Source organism: Citrobacter arsenatis, assembly GCF_004353845.1.
Taxonomy (GTDB): domain Bacteria; phylum Pseudomonadota; class Gammaproteobacteria; order Enterobacterales; family Enterobacteriaceae; genus Citrobacter; species Citrobacter arsenatis.
The window spans coordinates 3,628,551-3,644,865 of sequence record NZ_CP037864.1; the positions used below are offsets into that span (position 1 = coordinate 3,628,551).

15 protein-coding genes and 1 tRNA gene are annotated in these 16,315 nt (G+C 48.3%); 9 read left to right on the top strand and 7 right to left on the bottom strand.

From position 1 onward, the window contains the following. Positions 1–166 precede the first annotated feature (166 nt). A complete protein-coding gene (smrB, locus tag E1B03_RS18645; protein WP_103770330.1) occupies positions 167–718 on the top strand; it encodes an endonuclease SmrB in 552 nt (183 codons plus the stop codon). A gap of 80 nt (positions 719–798) precedes the next feature. Here the strand turns inward: smrB and sixA are convergent, their stop codons facing one another. From sixA to E1B03_RS18665, 4 genes are all read right to left on the bottom strand, one after another. Further along, a complete protein-coding gene (sixA, locus tag E1B03_RS18650) occupies positions 799–1,284 on the bottom strand; it encodes a phosphohistidine phosphatase SixA (RefSeq protein WP_003028179.1) in 486 nt (161 codons plus the stop codon). Between the two features lie 208 nt (positions 1,285–1,492). Then, the gene (gene fadJ, locus E1B03_RS18655; RefSeq protein WP_133086722.1) at positions 1,493–3,640 is read right to left on the bottom strand and encodes a fatty acid oxidation complex subunit alpha FadJ; all 2,148 of its coding nucleotides are present in this window, start codon (positions 3,638–3,640) and stop codon (positions 1,493–1,495) included. Continuing rightward, positions 3,640–4,950: an acetyl-CoA C-acyltransferase FadI gene (fadI, locus tag E1B03_RS18660; protein WP_103770327.1), complete on the bottom strand. Its 1,311-nt coding sequence runs from the start codon at positions 4,948–4,950 to the stop codon at positions 3,640–3,642. Before fadI ends, fadJ begins: the two co-directional genes overlap by 1 nt. 175 nt (positions 4,951–5,125) lie before the next feature. Then, the gene (locus E1B03_RS18665) at positions 5,126–5,410 is read right to left on the bottom strand and encodes a YfcZ/YiiS family protein (protein WP_003834838.1); all 285 of its coding nucleotides are present in this window, start codon (positions 5,408–5,410) and stop codon (positions 5,126–5,128) included. Positions 5,411–5,781: 371 nt separating this feature from the next. On the opposite strand from E1B03_RS18665, the gene fadL reads away from it, so the two are divergent. Next, entirely contained in the window at positions 5,782–7,062 is a 1,281-nt protein-coding gene (fadL, locus tag E1B03_RS18670) for a long-chain fatty acid transporter FadL (protein ID WP_103770326.1), read from the top strand. 59 nt (positions 7,063–7,121) lie between these two features. Here fadL and mlaA read toward each other — a convergent pair whose 3' ends face one another. Beyond that, positions 7,122–7,877, bottom strand: coding sequence for a phospholipid-binding lipoprotein MlaA (mlaA, locus tag E1B03_RS18675; protein ID WP_038642393.1), 756 nt, complete (start codon positions 7,875–7,877; stop codon positions 7,122–7,124). Positions 7,878–8,165: 288 nt separating this feature from the next. Between mlaA and E1B03_RS18680 the strand changes: the two genes are divergently transcribed. After that, on the top strand, positions 8,166–9,107 hold the full coding sequence (locus tag E1B03_RS18680; RefSeq protein ID WP_103770325.1) for a formate/nitrite transporter family protein: 942 nt from the start codon (positions 8,166–8,168) through the stop codon (positions 9,105–9,107). Positions 9,108–9,182: 75 nt separating this feature from the next. Continuing rightward, positions 9,183–9,254 (top strand) — tRNA-Arg (locus E1B03_RS18685). 49 nt (positions 9,255–9,303) lie between these two features. On the opposite strand, the gene E1B03_RS18690 is transcribed toward E1B03_RS18685, so the two are convergent. Both E1B03_RS18690 and E1B03_RS18695 read right to left on the bottom strand, forming a co-directional pair. Continuing rightward, positions 9,304–9,936 carry an ECs1377 family protein gene (locus E1B03_RS18690; RefSeq protein ID WP_133086723.1) on the bottom strand — a complete coding sequence of 211 codons (633 nt, stop codon included), beginning with the start codon at positions 9,934–9,936 and terminating at the stop codon, positions 9,304–9,306. Positions 9,937–10,111: 175 nt separating this feature from the next. Then, positions 10,112–12,010, bottom strand: a complete 1,899-nt coding sequence (locus E1B03_RS18695; protein WP_133086724.1) for a methyl-accepting chemotaxis protein — start codon at positions 12,008–12,010, stop codon at positions 10,112–10,114. 620 nt (positions 12,011–12,630) lie between these two features. On the opposite strand from E1B03_RS18695, the gene E1B03_RS18700 reads away from it, so the two are divergent. The 5 genes from E1B03_RS18700 (at position 12,631) to E1B03_RS18720 (ending at position 16,293) form a co-directional block, all read left to right on the top strand. Continuing rightward, positions 12,631–12,885 (top strand): YdgH/BhsA/McbA family protein, encoded by a 255-nt coding sequence (locus E1B03_RS18700; protein WP_133086725.1) that lies wholly within the window; start codon positions 12,631–12,633, stop codon positions 12,883–12,885. A 134-nt stretch (positions 12,886–13,019) separates the two neighbouring features. Beyond that, a complete protein-coding gene (locus E1B03_RS18705) occupies positions 13,020–13,613 on the top strand; it encodes a Slp family lipoprotein (RefSeq protein WP_103770321.1) in 594 nt (197 codons plus the stop codon). A 527-nt stretch (positions 13,614–14,140) separates the two neighbouring features. Continuing rightward, positions 14,141–14,671 carry a helix-turn-helix domain-containing protein gene (locus tag E1B03_RS18710; protein WP_103770319.1) on the top strand — a complete coding sequence of 177 codons (531 nt, stop codon included), beginning with the start codon at positions 14,141–14,143 and terminating at the stop codon, positions 14,669–14,671. 41 nt (positions 14,672–14,712) lie between these two features. After that, positions 14,713–15,102 carry a fluoride efflux transporter CrcB gene (crcB, locus tag E1B03_RS18715; protein ID WP_103770318.1) on the top strand — a complete coding sequence of 130 codons (390 nt, stop codon included), beginning with the start codon at positions 14,713–14,715 and terminating at the stop codon, positions 15,100–15,102. Between the two features lie 36 nt (positions 15,103–15,138). Next, the gene (locus tag E1B03_RS18720; RefSeq protein WP_133087243.1) at positions 15,139–16,293 is read left to right on the top strand and encodes an efflux RND transporter periplasmic adaptor subunit; all 1,155 of its coding nucleotides are present in this window, start codon (positions 15,139–15,141) and stop codon (positions 16,291–16,293) included. Positions 16,294–16,315 lie beyond the last annotated feature (22 nt).

Here is a 16,315-nt window from a genome sequence, read left to right on the forward strand (position 1 = left end):
GTATTCCTCCAGGGCATGCTCGTATTAATTTCGGCGGCTAGTTTGCCACGAAGACGGCGATAAATCAGCATTCACACGGGGCCTGAGCGCGAAAATTGCGTTTTAAGCGATCGGATGCCCGCCGAGTCGGGTTAAACTAACGGAAAATAAAAGATGAGACTCTCGAATGAAAAAGAAAACATCGCTCAGCGAGGAGGATCAGACGCTGTTTCGCCAGCTGATGACCGGCACGCGTAAAATTAAGCAGGACACTATTGTTCACCGACCGCTACGTAAAAAAATCACCGAGGTCCCGGTTAAAAAGCTGTTGCAGGAACAGGCTGATGCCAGCCACTATTTCTCTGACGAGTTTCAGCCGTTGCTGAATACGGATGGCCCGGTAAGATACCTGCGCGCCGACGTCAGCCATTTCGAACTGAAGAAAATGCGCCGTGGCGATTACTCCCCGGAGCTGTTTCTCGATCTGCATGGGCTGACCCAGCAGCAGGCCAAACAAGAGTTAGGCGCGCTGATCGCCGCCTGTCGTCGTGAGCATGTGTTTTGCGCCTGCGTGATGCATGGCCACGGAAAACACATTCTTAAGCAGCAAACGCCGCTCTGGCTGGCGCAGCATCCGCACGTGATGGCCTTTCATCAGGCGCCGAAAGAGTATGGTGGTGACGCTGCGCTGCTGGTGCTAATTGAAGTGGAAGAGTGGCTGCCTCCCGAACTTCCCTGAGGGATAAAAACAGAAAGAGCCGCGATTGCGGCTCTTTGATTCTCCGGATGGCGGCTGCGCCTTATCCGAGTCCAGGATTTTTAAATTGCTTTTGCCATTTTCAGGTTACACGGGCTCATCTGCCAGTTAAAAGTACCCTTTCCGCTCTCGTCAAGCGTTACGCTGGCAATCGCTGATGTAGTAAACATTGGCGGTGTTTCACCAGGGCAAAGCTCAGACACCAGATACCCCACTAAAGGCAAGTGAGAGATAACCAGCGCCGTGGCGATACCTTCATTGGCCAGAGCCTGTAAATAGGCGCTGACCAGACCGACATCGCCGCAGGGAGTCAGCTCCGGCAAAACATCCACACCGGTTGGCAGGTTCATGCACTCCCCCACCACATCCAGCGTTTGTTCGGCTCGTAGGAACGGGCTCACCAGAACACGTTCGATATCCACTTTTTGACCTTTCAGCCAGTTCGCCATCAGGCGAGATTCGTCACAACCACAAGAGGTTAAGGGACGAACCGAATCACTGGCGGCATCGAGGGCCGCGTCGCCGTGACGCATGATAAAAACTTGCATATTGCACCGCTTTTGTTAACCAGAATCACCTACACCTTTATTCACAGCCCCTATTGGCCGTGGTAACGATGTGGTGGCCGGCATTGTGCCTTATCCATTCACCGAATGAAACGCTGTTTTTTACCTCAACGGCGTAAGTATAGTCAATATCTGTTTACATTTTGAGCATAACTCATACATTCAGTGCGGATTCATCCTACCTTTGACCTCATGAATTCAGGTCAGTTTCCCCAATATTCCAGAATTTTTCTCCGCGTTCGGACATCCGCAATAACTGCTCACACGGTGTAAACCGCGAACCGTATTGCGTGGTCAGTCGTTGCAGAACCGCAACCACTTCACCCGCGCCGAGAGAATCCATATACCGGAACGGGCCACCGAGGAAAGGCGGAAAACCAATACCAAATACAGCGCCGATGTCACCATCACGCGCGCTGCGAACGATCTTCTCATCGAAACAGCGGGCTGCTTCATTGAGCATTAACATGACGCACCGCTCAGCCATCTGCGCGGCGGTAAGTCGGCCCTGACCCTGGACGCCAATAAGCGTATAAATTGCAGGGTCGACCTGTTTTTTGCTTTTACGCCCTTTCGCACCATAAAGATAGAAACCCCGACCATTTTTTCTACCTTTGCGATCGTCATTCAAAATTGAAGCAACAACATTTGCAGGCGCGCTAAAACGTTCTCCATATGCGGCCTCAAGCACTGGTATAATTTTAGTGCCCGTATCAATTCCGACCTCATCCAAAAGTTGGATTGGCCCGACCGGAAAACCAAACTTCACCAGCGCGGCATCAATAGCTTCGACCCGCTCGCCTTCAGTCAACAGACGAATCGCTTCGTTAATGTAGGGCGCTAAAATGCGGTTAACGTAAAACCCGGCCTTATCTCTGACCACTATCGGCGTTTTACCCTGTTTTTTCGCCAATTTAACCGTTGTAGCAATCGTCTGCTCAGAGGTCGTGGCATGCGGTATAACTTCAACCAACGGCATTTTTTCCACCGGGCTAAAGAAGTGTAAACCAATCACTTGTTCAGGCCTGGCGGCGTTCGCCGCAATATCGCCAATGGGCAAAGATGAGGTGTTTGATGCAAAAACGGTATGAGCTGCGCAATTTTGCTCAACTTCTGCCACCATCTGTTGTTTTAACGCCAGATCTTCAAACACAGCTTCAATAATCAGGTCGCGATGCGCAAAACCGCGGTAATCGGTTGATCCCGAAATTAGCGCCAGTTGTTTATCACGCTCGCTGGCTTTGATATGACGGCGACGAACCTTCGTTTCAAGCTGATCCCAACTGTACTTCAGCGCGTGGTTGATTCCCTTAGCGTTTATGTCTTTGATGCGTACTGGCAAGCCGCCTTTACAAGCCGTCACATAGGCAATACCGCCGCCCATCAGACCACCGCCCAGAATGCCTACGCTGTTTAGCGGTCCAGGCTTCGCATCACTTCCGGGATCCTTTTTCACATCGGTGTTTGCAAAAAAGATGTGCCGCAGCGACTGTGACTGAGATGTCATCGCCAGTTCACCAAACGCGCGTGCTTCAGCGTCGTAACCGCTACTGCTACCTTGCGCCAGACCGGTTTCGATGACCTCAAGGATACGCTCCGTCGCAGGATAGTTGCCGTGCGTTTTTTGCGCTGTCTTTTTACTGGCCATACGGAACAGCAGCGCCCGCCCCAGCGGCCCCGCTAACACACGCTCTCGTACCGGCAGAGTTCGATGTGTGGAACTGTCCTTTTTAGCCAGTTCGACGGCCGCTTCCAGTAAAATGGTATGCGGTACAACTTCATCCACTAAGCCAACTTTCAGCGCCTGTTTAGCGCGTAATTGTTTTCCGGTGAGGATCATATCCAGCGCGGTACTGACGCCAATCAGACGGGGCAGCCGCTGCGTACCGCCGGAACCGGGCAACAAACCAAGCTGCACTTCCGGCAAACCCAGTACGGTTTTAGCATCATCGGTACAAATACGGTTGTGGCATGCCAGTGCCATCTCCAGACCCCCACCGAGGCAAGCACCATGAATTGCGGCGATAACGGGGATCGGCAAGGCATTAATTTCCGCCATAATCTGCTGCCCCTGACGGGCCAGCGTTTCAGCTTCCTGTGCACTACGACAGCTACCAATCATGTTGATATCCGCCCCGGCAATGAAGTTATCGGGTTTTGCCGAAATGAACACCACACCGCGCAATGCTTTGTTTTCGCGAATTTGTTTCAAAATGGCCCGCACCTGAGAAGCAAACTCCGCCTTCAGGGTGTTCATTTTCTCTCCGGGCACATCAATGGTGACAACAGCGACGTTATCCAGACGCACGTTTAGCGTAAAAGCCGATGACATTTCCATTATTCCGCCTCCAGAACCATTGCCGCACCCAGGCCACCTGCTGCACAGGCGGTGACTAAACCAAAACCACCGCCACGACGTCTTAACTCATGGAGGGTTTGGGTGATCATGCGCGCACCGGTGGCAGCGAAGGGGTGTCCATAGGCAATCGATCCGCCCAGCACGTTAAATTTGCTGTCATCGACCTCGCCAGTGGCATGCGCTCTACCCAGCACTTCACGGGCAAAACGCTCGCTGCCCAGAAGTTGAAGATTCGCCAGCGTTTGTGCGGCAAAGGCTTCATGCATATCGATTAAGGTTAAGTCTGCCATCGTCAGACCAGCTCTTTCCAGTGCAAGCGGCGTTGACCACGCCGGTCCCAACAGCATGTCCTGCCAGACATCGATAGCGGTAAAGGCAAAACTACGCAGATATCCCAACGGCACCAGCCCCAACTCTTTCGCCCGCGACTCTGTCATCATAATCACAGCGGCTGCGCCGTCCGTCAGCGGGGTACTGTTCGCCGCGGTCACGGTGCCGTGCTTGCGGTCAAACGCCGGGCGCAGTTTAGCGTAATCGGCCAACGTAGAGTTGCCGCGAATATTGTTATCTTCGGAAAGAGGATCTTTAAACGGTGGAGCGTAGGTCGTCATCACCTCGTCGGCGAGCTTTCCTTCAGCCCATGCCTGGGCGGCACGTTGGTGAGAACGATGCGCCAGGGCGTCCTGTTGCTCTCGCGTAATGCCATAGGTTTTGGCCATCTGCTCGGCCGTATCCCCCATGCGCAAGCCGGTGGAATACTCAGCGACTGCCGGTGGCACAGGCATCAGGTCACGTAAACGCAGTCGGGAGAAGAGTTTAAGGCGTTGACCGGTTGTTCGAGCCTTGTTGACATCCACCAGTACTCGCGCCAGTTTTTTACTGACGCCAATAGGCAGAACTGAAGAGGAGTCCGCTCCGCCAGCAATTCCTGCGCGAATCGTCCCTGCCATCAGGCTTTCCGCGACATTTGCCACCGCCTGGAAGCTGGTAGCACAAGCTCGGCTTACGCTGTAGGCATCTGTGTGTACATTCATACCGGTTCCCAGCACGATTTCACGAGCAATATTTGGCGCTTCAGGCATTTGTACTACCTGACCAAAAACCAGTTGCTCAATCACATCGGTGGGTATTTCGCTGCGCGCCAGCAGTTCACCAACGACCATTTTCCCCAAATCTACGGCGGGAATGCCATGAAACGCGGTTGCCTGGCGGGCAAATGGCGTACGCAATCCGCTTACGATGGCGATGCGATCGCCCTGGCGGGTAACCAGCGGTAAAGCCTGACTCATAACACTCCCCTGTAAAAAATAAAAATAAGTGGTCTGACCTGATCACAGTCTTAACCAATTTTTTACATTTAGCCAAGCGGAGAGAAAAGAAAGTGGGAGCTAAGACACAGTGAATAATCACTGACAGTTACGAAAAAGCCCTTGCTACAGGTAGCAAGGGCTTTTGCTGAAGGGATTAACGCAGGCCCAGTTGGAAGATCAGCGTTTCGGCTTCACAGGCAAATACAAAGTCGATATCCAGACGCACACCTTCAGACTCTTCAGTAAAGGTCGAGGTGATTTGGCAAGGCTCAGATTCCACGCCACGGGCCTTCTCAGTCAGAGCGGCCAGCGTTTCTTCTGCCTCTGCGCGATTCGCGAACACACGGCTGTATGACGCGGTGCAATCGGAGTTGTCCATGATGGTGCCAACATCCATACAGCAGCAAACCGGGGTTTCATCAGCACTGCATTTACTCATTGTAGATTTCCTCTGTATTCGCACCTGAGGTGCCAGATAAACGATAGGGATATTTTACGCTCCCATTATTCGCCTCTCCAGTCGTTAATTGTATGAAATGCGATAAGTGACCGAAATCACACTTAAAAATGATCTAAAACAAAAATCACCCAAACAGGTGAGTGCGCATACCCGCAATTTTGCCAGCTGGATCGCGTTTCCGAGATCAGAATTGAAAATATTTATAAACATACTTGCAACATTTTAGCTGGTCAGACCTATACTCTCGGCACTGGTCTGATTTCTATGTCGTACCTCAGACCCTACACTTCGCGCTCCTGTTACGGTATGTAACATTGTTTGTATAAAAATAAATCTATGAGGTTATGGTCATGAGCCAGAAAACCCTGTTTACAAAGTCTGCTCTCGCAGTCGCAGTGGCAATTATCTCCACACAGGCCTGGTCTGCAGGCTTTCAGTTAAACGAATTTTCTTCCTCTGGCCTTGGCCGGGCATATTCGGGTGAAGGCGCAATCGCAGATGATGCGGGTAACGCCAGTCGTAACCCGGCGCTGATCATGATGTTCGATCGCCCTACTTTCTCAGCAGGTGCGGTCTATATCGATCCAGACGTTAACATTTCTGGTAAATCACCGTTCACTGGACGCAGCACCAATGCGGACAACATCGCACCTACGGCGTGGGTTCCCAATGCGCACTTCGTGATGCCTATCAACGAACAGTTTGGTTGGGGTGCTTCTGTCACGTCAAACTATGGCCTGGCGACTGAATTTAACGACAGCTACATCGTCGGTGAATACGGTGGAAAGACCGACCTTAAAACGGTCAACCTTAACCTGAGCGGTGCCTACCGTCTGAATGATAGCTGGAGCTTTGGCCTTGGTTTTAACGCCGTCTACGCCGATGCGAAAATTGAACGTTACTCCGGTGAAATGACCGCAGCATTACCAAAAGTCAGCCCCAAAATTGCTAGCATGAAAGGTGATGAATGGGGTTACGGCTGGAATGCGGGTATTTTGTATGAGCTGGATAAAAATAACCGTTGGGGCTTAACGTACCGTTCAGAAGTTAAAATCGATTTCGATGGCGATTATAAGAGCGGCCTGAGCAATCTGGTTAACGGTGCGCCGGGCGCTGGTGTAGCATTCCCATGGGGAACCAACAACACCACAGTTCCTGGTTCGTTGACGCTTAACCTGCCGGAAATGTGGGAACTGTCGGGCTACAACCGCGTAGCTCCGCAATGGGCAATTCACTACAGCATCGCTTATACCAGTTGGAGCCAGTTCCAGGAGCTGAAAGCAACCGGCACCAGCGGGCAGACCCTATTCTATAAAGAAGAAGGTTTCCGGGATTCTTACCGTCTCGCGTTGGGTACAACCTACTATATGGATAAAAACTGGACGTTCCGTACCGGTATCGCCTATGACGATAGCCCGGTTCCTGCGGACAAACGCTCCATTTCCATACCAGATCAGGACCGCCTGTGGCTGAGCGCGGGTACCACTTATGCCTTTAACGAAGATGCGTCTATCGACGTCGGTGTATCTTACATGCACGGACAGAATGTGACCGTCAAAGAAGGCCCATATACTTTCGACTCTGAAGGTAAAGCCTGGCTGTTCGGTACCAACTTCAACTACGCATTCTGATTTTCTTCAGATATAAAAAAGGTGAGCTTTTTAGCTCACCTTTTTATTTTCATCTTTCCTTACTCGGAATCGATATCTTTTAAGTCATCCTGAATGGCTTTCGCGTTCGGGTTTTCTTCTGGTTTGAGTTTCCCACCATTCGCAATAAAGTCATGACGCTGGAAGTAAGCCTCACGCACCATGATGTACGGGTCGGAAGATTGACGCAGCAGACCATCAGAATCGAGCAGTTGCGCGCGAGTTTCAATCCCTTCAACCGTCCATTTGCCTATCGACAACGGCCATGTCAGCCAGGACAGTACCGGATACAGCGTATCTACCATGTCGCCGCCATCATCACGCAGCGTAAAGCTGCCGTAGAATGGCAACTGCATATAAGGTCCGTAACCAACGTCATAGTGCCCTAACGTACTACCAAAACGGTGTGGTTCAACGCGCTGTAACTTCGGATTAGCCATACCCGCCACGTCGATAAAGCCGCCCATGCCTAACAAGGTGTTCAGGAAGAAACGGGTAAAGTGCACCATTCCCTGATAAGGGTCACCTTGCAGGAAGTAGTTGACCATGACGGCCGGCTCTTCAAGGTTGCCAGTAAAGTTGCTTAAACCGTTACGTGCTGGCTGCGGAACATAATCACGCCAGGCTACAGCTACCGGTCGAACAACGTATGGATCTAAAACATTAAAGTTGAAGTTGTACATGGTGCGGTTGAACCCTTCAAATGGGTCCGAACGCCCCTGCTGTTCAGTACCAGAGCTCGCACACCCCACCAAAAGTGTGGTTCCCAGCGCAAGCGCCGACAGGCGAAGCTTCATAAGTGTCTCCCTGTGTATTATGGCTATCGCTGATTGCCATCCATGACGGAACAATGACGTATCCGCCTGTTTAGATGTGAGCGATTGTAACAGCACGTCAAATGATGTCTATATGCCCTGTCTTACTGATTTGATCATAGCCTGGTAATACGCACTCCGCGGCGGTTCTATTCTAGCTAACCCGATAAAAACAAACGTTACCATTTTTGCTATCTCAGACTTTCTCCCGCTGATTTTCGGATAAAAGCCGCTACGCTTTAGCAATACGTGCTAATTCAGGATTCGGCTATGAATGACATTGAGAAAGAAAAGATTGATCGGCACAGCGATGAACTCCAGGTCGAAAGTGACGAAAAATTAGAAGGTAAAAAGATTGAAGTCGATGAGGACCGACTCCCCTCCCGCGCCATGGCGATCCATGAACATATACGTCAGGATGGGGAAAAAGAGATGGAGCGCGACGCGATGGCACTGCTGTGGTCAGCCATCGCAGCCGGACTGTCAATGGGGGCCTCGCTGCTGGCTAAAGGGATTTTTCACGTACAACTGGAAGGTGTGCCAGGAGGATTTTTACTGGAGAACCTCGGTTATACCTTCGGCTTTATTATTGTCATTATGGCCCGCCAGCAGCTCTTTACCGAAAATACCGTCACCGCCGTGCTACCCGTGATGCAAAACCCTACCCTCGGCAATTTTGGCCTGTTGATGCGCCTGTGGAGCGTTGTTCTGCTGGGTAATATTATTGGCACCGGGGTTGCGGCATGGGCGTTTGAACATATGCCTATTTTTGATGAAGAGACCCGCGATGCTTTTGTCAAAATCGGCATGGATGTGATGAAAAACACGCCAGTTGAGATGTTTTCCAACGCCATCATTTCTGGCTGGTTAATCGCCACGATGGTGTGGATGTTTCCGGCTGCCGGAGCGGCAAAAATTGTAGTCATTATTTTGATGACCTGGCTGATTGCACTTGGCGATACCACGCATATTGTCGTCGGCTCAGTGGAAATACTCTATCTGGTCTTTAATGGCACGCTGCACTGGAGTGATTTTTTCTGGCCCTTTGCGCTACCAACGCTCGCCGGGAATATCTGTGGCGGAACATTTATCTTCGCGCTGATGAGCCATGCGCAGATCCGCAATGATATGAGCAACAAACGCAAGGAGGAGGCCAGGTTGCAGGCAAAGCGGGATGAGCAAAAGCAGAAAAACCATAAAAAACAGGCCTGAATGGTGACTGTTTGAGCAGTCAGGCGGCTTGAGACTTACCGTTGTGAGGAAAAAACGCTATACTCGTGCCGCTTCGTCCCCTTAGTTAAATGGATATAACGAGCCCCTCCTAAGGGCTAGTTGCAGGTTCGATTCCTGCAGGGGACACTCTGAATTCTAAAGCATCCGGCTAAAATCCTTTCATTTATCAGCCAACTCATCCCTGGGCCAGGCGGTAAAACGGTACATTCCTCACTGTTGCAGTAAGATTGTCGGACACCATCGTCTGCTCTGTCGCTATGCGCATCCCCGATTTTCTCAGCCTCAGCACGTCAGCCGCTATACGTTGGCTGCCAAACCAGAAAAGCCCGTCCAGCGCAGTGATATCAAGGCCTGATTCCAGAGCCTGCCTTAAACGGTCACGCGGTGATTTTACCGCTTTAGCAATCTGCTGATATGGCACTTCGCTTGAACCTGCAGGGCTAATGCGCCGGATTCGATGCGACAGACGGTACTGAAATTCATCCGGTATCCCGCCGAGACTCGCTTTCAGGCTATAAACACAACCAAAGCGTTTGCCGTTAAAGATGACGTTTTTCTGACTAAGCTGCAGCTCTTCACGCACGCTGGCAATCAGTTGTGGAGTACGGAGTAATAACAAGCGGAAAGGCAGCTCAAAACTGGTCACGTAGTCCACATTCAATAAAGCAATACGCAGACGTTCTTCTGGACCCGCCTTCAATTCCCGACATTCAGCAATAACATCAGCCCACTGGCCACTAAGACGAGAGCTCTCAGTCGCCTCAGTAAAGCTGTACTTTTCAGCCTGATAATCAATACGCTCGGTCACACGGAATTCCCTTCTGGCCACATCTCGCTATTGGTTGTTCACTTTACCAGCGACAAGATTGCTATGTCAGGAATCTTTTCTTAACCTGCCCGAATATTTGCTTCATATCATCCCACGAAGACTACGACAACTGACCGATCCGGCGTGTTTACCGGATCGGTACAGCGGCGTCATGTCAGACAACAAAACGGTTGACCAGCTCCTTCATGGTGACCGACAGATTGTCCAGCCGCTGGCTGTCGCTCGCGGCCTGAGAAACCAACGCGGCGTTTTGCTGCGTAACCTGCTCCATTGGTCGCAGTGCCAGGTTTATCTGGGTTACCCCTTGTGATTGTTCCGTCGCCACACGCGCGATATCCGCAATATATTGCTTCATGCTGGTGGTATTGTCCGCAGCGGCTTCCAGCGCGGTAGCTGATGCTGTAACTCGCTCAACACCCTCACTAATTTTGATCATATTCTGCGCAACCAGTTCGCGGATCTGGTTAGCTTCTTTGGCACAACGCTGAGAAAGATTTCGCACTTCACTGGCCACGACGGCAAACCCCCTGCCCATCTCTCCTGCCCGCGCAGCTTCCACTGCCGCATTCAGCGCCAACAAATTGGTCTGAAACGAAATATCATCAATCGAGGTCACAATATTCGATATTTTCTCACTGGAAGCGCGAATATCCCCCATACTCTGATTCGCCGCACTGGCGACGTTACTGGCCTGGCGGACCTCTTTTTCCAGCCTGATTGTCAGATGCTCCGCTTCGCGGGCATTATCCGCCGTTTGCGTAATCGTCGTTGAAAGCTGTTCCATACTGGCCACGGCTTGTACTATTGATGCAGCCTGTTCATCCGTGCGTTGAGCCAGATCCTGATTACCCGCCGTAATGCTGCTGCTGGCATCGGACAGAACCACAGAGCCTTGTTTAATCTCCTGCACGATATGCTGAATACTTTCCAGCATGGTGTTATAGGCGCGATTAAGTGAGGAAAGCTCATCTTTACCGGGGGTCGCCAGGCGTTGGGTCAGATCGCCGTTCATACCCGCAATCTTGCGCAGCGTGTCGCTGAATTGCCGATGCATATTGATTGCGATGGCTCCGGCGAAGGTCAATGATGTCAGCAGCGCGAATAAACTGACTATCATATATATCTGCCAGTTTTTTCGTGCCTCCTGCGCGAGTTTTTCCGCATTCGCCAACAGAAGATTCGCTGTCACATTTTCTATCTGCCGCATCACTTCAATACGCTGGGTTTGTACCTTAAACCAGACAGTAGGATCGACCTCAAATCCACCGTTCGCGGCGTGGCTAAACGCGGTTTCACGAAATGAAAGGGCTTTTGACGCTTCTGCGGACTGTAAGCGATTTTTCAGCATGGCCGCTTGTTCCGGCGGACTCAGGCGCAACGATTGTGCCAGCCAGACGTTCTGTTTACTGACGACATCACTGAGCTGATGTAATTGTCCTTCGGCGAAATGACCGGAGGAAAAGATGTTTGACAACAGCGCCCGTTCAATACCCGCTTGTTCTTTCAAATTCAGCAGGCTGTAGTAGGCGGCGAAGGCGTTCGCCATTTCACCAGAATCCGTCAACTGCCCCAGCCTGCCCACAAAACCCAGCATATCGGCAATGACGTTGGTATAAAATTTAACCACATCTGAGGCCGGTAGCCCCAACTGCATGACGTTTTCCCGAATGGTGGCGAGCGAAAGAATGTTCTTCTTAAACGCAGCGACGGAAGTGGCGACATCCCCTTCCGGTAAGGCAGTATCGGACAACGAGCGCACAAATACCTCGATCTCGCGATCGGTCAACGCCCGTTGTGCGTCTAGCTCATCTTTGAACGTCTTCCCTGCTGCCCCCAGAAAGCCGACACTCATTCCCCGCTCTTTTTGCAGTTCATGCACCACATTTCCAGCACTGCGCGCGAGCGCTGTCAGTTGGGCAATATTTTCCATCTGCCGTTCTGTCTCAATGCGCGTCAAAATTCCTGAACCAGCAAACCAACATAACGCCAATAATAGTGGTTGTAGCGCGATTATTAACTTCATTTTCATCGGCATTCGATAAACCCACCACATGCCACTTTCCTCCATTATCCATATTATAATTATGGTTATCGGCGTAAAGAGGCTGCGCTTTAAGATTTATCAAGAGACAGACAGACATTTTTCAGGTTTAATTTTCGACAAAATAACTCTATTTGATTACGCAACCCAGAATAAATAACTATCAGAACAGAATTCGCAGACTTATGTTTTTAACTTTTATTATTTATAGAATAATATTTTTTTGAGAAGGTGGAGGAATATCCATGCGGTACCATTCAGATAGTCGGATATCAACACTCATATGCAGCATTCCCATCTTGGGCAGGTACACCGTACCCAACAAGATACTGTGTAGTGAAGATGGCTCATGGAAATAACATAACAATCCGTAGTAACTTTATTCAGCATACCCCCCGGCCAATATAACTTATACATTAAAGCAACAATCGGAATTCTTTACAGATCGCAGATGGAATCCAACCTTCGGATTATTATATTAAACATCAATTCATCAAAAAACATATTTAGATCAACTAATTAATCACCTCAAAAACCGTAGCGTCGATGATAAACTCACTTTCGCATTGAATAAAAAAATAATTTATCTAACATAATTAATGTTCACCATTCCTCTATAAGAGAATCAATTTATGAAGAAACTCAGTGTCATTGTATTGTTAGGTTCGGCATGCGCATTTTCTGCATATGCTGCAGAGCAAATTACACCAGAACAGGCAAGTAAATATACAAAAATAGGAGAGATTAGCGTAACTGAAGATGGATTCACAATGACTGATGATGGGCTCAGCAAAAAAGTGGACGAAAAGGGTGGCAAATACTACGTAATTACATCAACTGAAGGACGTTCTGAACATAAAACCATCAATGCAGACATTTATAATTAAATGTCTGCATATAAATAAATCGTCAATAAACTATACCTGTATGAATACCAGATCCTCTTGATAATGGAGGATTTGGTAATTTTATCTTGCAATAAATCCACAGCCTTTCATTTAATATATTTAAGGAGGGTAATATGTCCAAGGTTTATACCTCTGCGACATTTCCATATATCGCCTTCACTGCGATCACACTTTTGCTGTCAGGTTGCGCCACTATTCCTTCATCAATTAAAGGTAATGGTCAACCAGACTTGCAAAAAGATTTTCTAAAACTGAAACAAACTCCAAACCTCTATGTAGGACAGCAAGTTCGCCTGGGAGGACTGGTTATCAATGTTGTTAATCAACCACATGAAACCTTGCTCGAAATAGCTGTACTACCGCTTAATTATAATGCACAGCCAGAAATCGGGGCGCAATATCAGGGACGTATACTGGCCAAAAGCTTAACATTTCTCGATCCGGTTAACTTTCGGAATCACTATGTTACCGTGCTGGGTAACCTGACGGGAAATCGTACGGGTCGGGTCGGTAATTCCAGCTACCCGTTTGTTACAATGAACATTCTTGGTTATCAGGTATGGCAGGAAGAAACACGTATTATGCCAGCACCTGGTTTTGATTACGGTATCGGGCCAGCCTGGCCTGCCGACTGGAATGGTATGATGTATCCAGGGTGGGGATGGTATGACCCACCGCTACAAGTGGAGAAAACGCTGTCTCCATAATATTCAATGACTTTCCTGCACACACCTCTATTCAATGCCTGGAAAAACGACATTACCAGGCATTATCACATGAACAAATTTCCATTTATCCTATTGAATATAAATAAAAAAGCTGGCAAATCCATCGCCAGCAAAAGTCTGTATAGGAGTCTCGAGTTCGTCACCAATACCAGTGACATATTAATCCTAATGTTCCATAAAATATTCTTCAAGTTGGCTTCATATAAATTAATCCTGGATAACATAAAACATAATATTTCTTAGTAATACCTAAGGGGTATTCGCAATATCAAGATTTTTCTTATACTAAAAAATGAACTCCAGATATTTTATAGCATTGAGAATTTTACTTAGGATTATTATATAGATTTATATCTGGATTAATCATAAAAATAGATTATGTTTATAACATTATATAAACATAACACGGAACAACTGCCCCCTGCATTTTTAAACTCAGTCACTAATCTTAACGCCATATTTTTACAAACATTATAACTAGAAATATGCACCAAAGGAGCATCTTTATGATTTACATCATCACAAAGGATTTTTTCCTTTTCCAAGGTGTGATTCACCTACAGGAAAAGGAAAAAATCATCAAGATCAATCAACTTTCAGATATTAACTTTAACGACATCGATCACACTGTGAGAATTGTTATTGATACTTATCACAATAATATTATTGACGAAGTTACCGTCAGACTGCTCAATCATATCGATGTACAACGAATCATCATCCTTGCTCCTTTTCAGATTAGTAAATTGAAAAGCCTGTCGCCGTTGCTCTTTGTAAACAGAAAAGAGCAACTCATGAACTTACTCTCACTCATCATAGATGAAAAAATTTCATATCAGAAACCCAATGTCGCACTTTCGCATAACCAGCTTAAGCTGGTTAATTCCATTATCAATCAACAGAATATAAATGACATAACTACATCTCTGAATATTTCTGAGCAAACTCTACGCATTCAGAAATTTAACATCATGCTCAAGCTAAAGCTTCGAAGAATCAGTGACCTTGTTACTCTAAAAATATCGCCCTACTTTTAGCATGCAGGTTAATAATATTTAACATGGTAAATTGAGGTTATATGCTGACATCATTAATTGCCATTATGATTGGTGGCGGTATAGGAAGTGCTTTACGCTGGGGTATATCCCAGCGGCTGAATGCACTTTTCCCTTTATTGCCTCCCGGCACTCTTGTCTCAAACATAATTGCTGGATTCATTATTGGTTTTGCCACAGTATTTTTTACCCGGTCAACCTCATTTTCTCCGTCAGTAAAACTGATGGTCACGACGGGGTTATGCGGTGGCCTATCAACCTTTTCAACTTTTTCAGAGGAAGTATTTTCACATTTGCAAAATGAAGATTATATCTGGGCCGGTACGGAAATTACCGTTCATGTGCTGTTTTCCCTGCTCGCCGTTTATACCGGATTCTTAATTGCGTCGTTTATTACCCATTGGTACCGATAAACCGCAAACTCTCGTGACATTTATGTGAGTGCTATGATGCAGATAAAAAGAAAATTTGCGGTAATTGGCCTGGTTAGTATTCTCTTCAACGGAGGATGTGATGACAGTAAAAATACGCTTCCACATCCCGTTGTACCGAATGTAGGTGTGATTACACTCCAGGCGGAATCCGCGAATATCACCAGCAAATTGCCAGGACGGATTGTTCCCTTTGAAATTGCAGAGATTCGCCCGCAGGTCGGTGGAATCATTCTCAGTCGTCAGTTTCAGGAAGGTAGCAGGGTAAAGGCAGGAGATCAGTTGTACCAGATTGATCCGGCCCCTTTGCTGGCTGAACTGGATCGGGCGAAGGGAAACCTGGCGAAGGCTCAATCAGTTGCAGATAACAGCCGCTTTACGTTGGCTCGATTTACGTCATTACTGAAATCACACTATGTGAGCCGACAGGACTTTGACACGGCTCAGGCTAACGCGAAGGAAGCGCAGGCAAACGTCGTGGTGGCGAAAGCGGCTGTTGAAAGCGCCAGAATTAACCTGAACTATGCCAGCGTCACTTCACCACTGAGTGGATTAAGCGGCAAATCAACAGTCACCATCGGCGCGTTGGTCACTGCCAACCAGGAACAAGCATTGGTCACGGTTCAACGACTTGATCCGATTTATGTCGATGTCACCCAATCTGCCAATGATTTTCTTCAACTAAAAACAGAAATAGAGCAAGGCGTAATTGAGCAAAACCAGGGACAAACCACGGCCTTGTTGGAGTTTGCTAACGGTAAGCGATATGCCCACACGGGTAAATTACAATTCTCCGATCTTACGGTAGATGAAACTACCGGGTCAGTGACGCTCAGAGCCATTTTTCCTAATCCTGATAACACCCTTTTACCCGGCATGTATGTTACCGCAGTGCTCAATGAAGGCACTCAACAGCATGTATTGTTGGTTCCACAAGAAGCGGTTACCCGCAATGCCAGCGGTAAAGCGACAACGCTCATTCTCGATAACGAAAACATCGTCCAACTGCGTGAAATTACGACCACAAAAGCGATAGGAGATAAATGGCTGGTAACTTCCGGGCTACGCCCTGGCGACAGGGTAATTATATCCGGGCTCCAGCAGATAAGGCCTGGTATTAAAGCTCATGCGCTTCCCTCCCCTTTTGAACCTAATACCTCTATACCGCAATAAAACCGGGTAACAGGAGTCTTTC

Excerpts from the sequence above, each read along its gene's own strand:
- smrB (WP_103770330.1), top strand. The coding sequence starts at position 167 with ATGAAAAAGAAAACATCGCTCAGCGAGGAGGATCAGACGCTGTTTCGC.
- sixA (WP_003028179.1), bottom strand. The coding sequence starts at position 1,284 with ATGCAAGTTTTTATCATGCGTCACGGCGACGCGGCCCTCGATGCCGCC.
- fadJ (WP_133086722.1), bottom strand. The coding sequence starts at position 3,640 with ATGGAAATGTCATCGGCTTTTACGCTAAACGTGCGTCTGGATAACGTC.
- fadI (WP_103770327.1), bottom strand. The coding sequence starts at position 4,950 with ATGAGTCAGGCTTTACCGCTGGTTACCCGCCAGGGCGATCGCATCGCC.
- E1B03_RS18665 (WP_003834838.1), bottom strand. The coding sequence starts at position 5,410 with ATGAGTAAATGCAGTGCTGATGAAACCCCGGTTTGCTGCTGTATGGAT.
- fadL (WP_103770326.1), top strand. The coding sequence starts at position 5,782 with ATGAGCCAGAAAACCCTGTTTACAAAGTCTGCTCTCGCAGTCGCAGTG.
- mlaA (WP_038642393.1), bottom strand. The coding sequence starts at position 7,877 with ATGAAGCTTCGCCTGTCGGCGCTTGCGCTGGGAACCACACTTTTGGTG.
- E1B03_RS18680 (WP_103770325.1), top strand. The coding sequence starts at position 8,166 with ATGAATGACATTGAGAAAGAAAAGATTGATCGGCACAGCGATGAACTC.
- E1B03_RS18695 (WP_133086724.1), bottom strand. The coding sequence starts at position 12,010 with ATGTGGTGGGTTTATCGAATGCCGATGAAAATGAAGTTAATAATCGCG.
- E1B03_RS18700 (WP_133086725.1), top strand. The coding sequence starts at position 12,631 with ATGAAGAAACTCAGTGTCATTGTATTGTTAGGTTCGGCATGCGCATTT.
- E1B03_RS18705 (WP_103770321.1), top strand. The coding sequence starts at position 13,020 with ATGTCCAAGGTTTATACCTCTGCGACATTTCCATATATCGCCTTCACT.
- E1B03_RS18710 (WP_103770319.1), top strand. The coding sequence starts at position 14,141 with ATGATTTACATCATCACAAAGGATTTTTTCCTTTTCCAAGGTGTGATT.
- crcB (WP_103770318.1), top strand. The coding sequence starts at position 14,713 with ATGCTGACATCATTAATTGCCATTATGATTGGTGGCGGTATAGGAAGT.
- E1B03_RS18720 (WP_133087243.1), top strand. The coding sequence starts at position 15,139 with ATGCAGATAAAAAGAAAATTTGCGGTAATTGGCCTGGTTAGTATTCTC.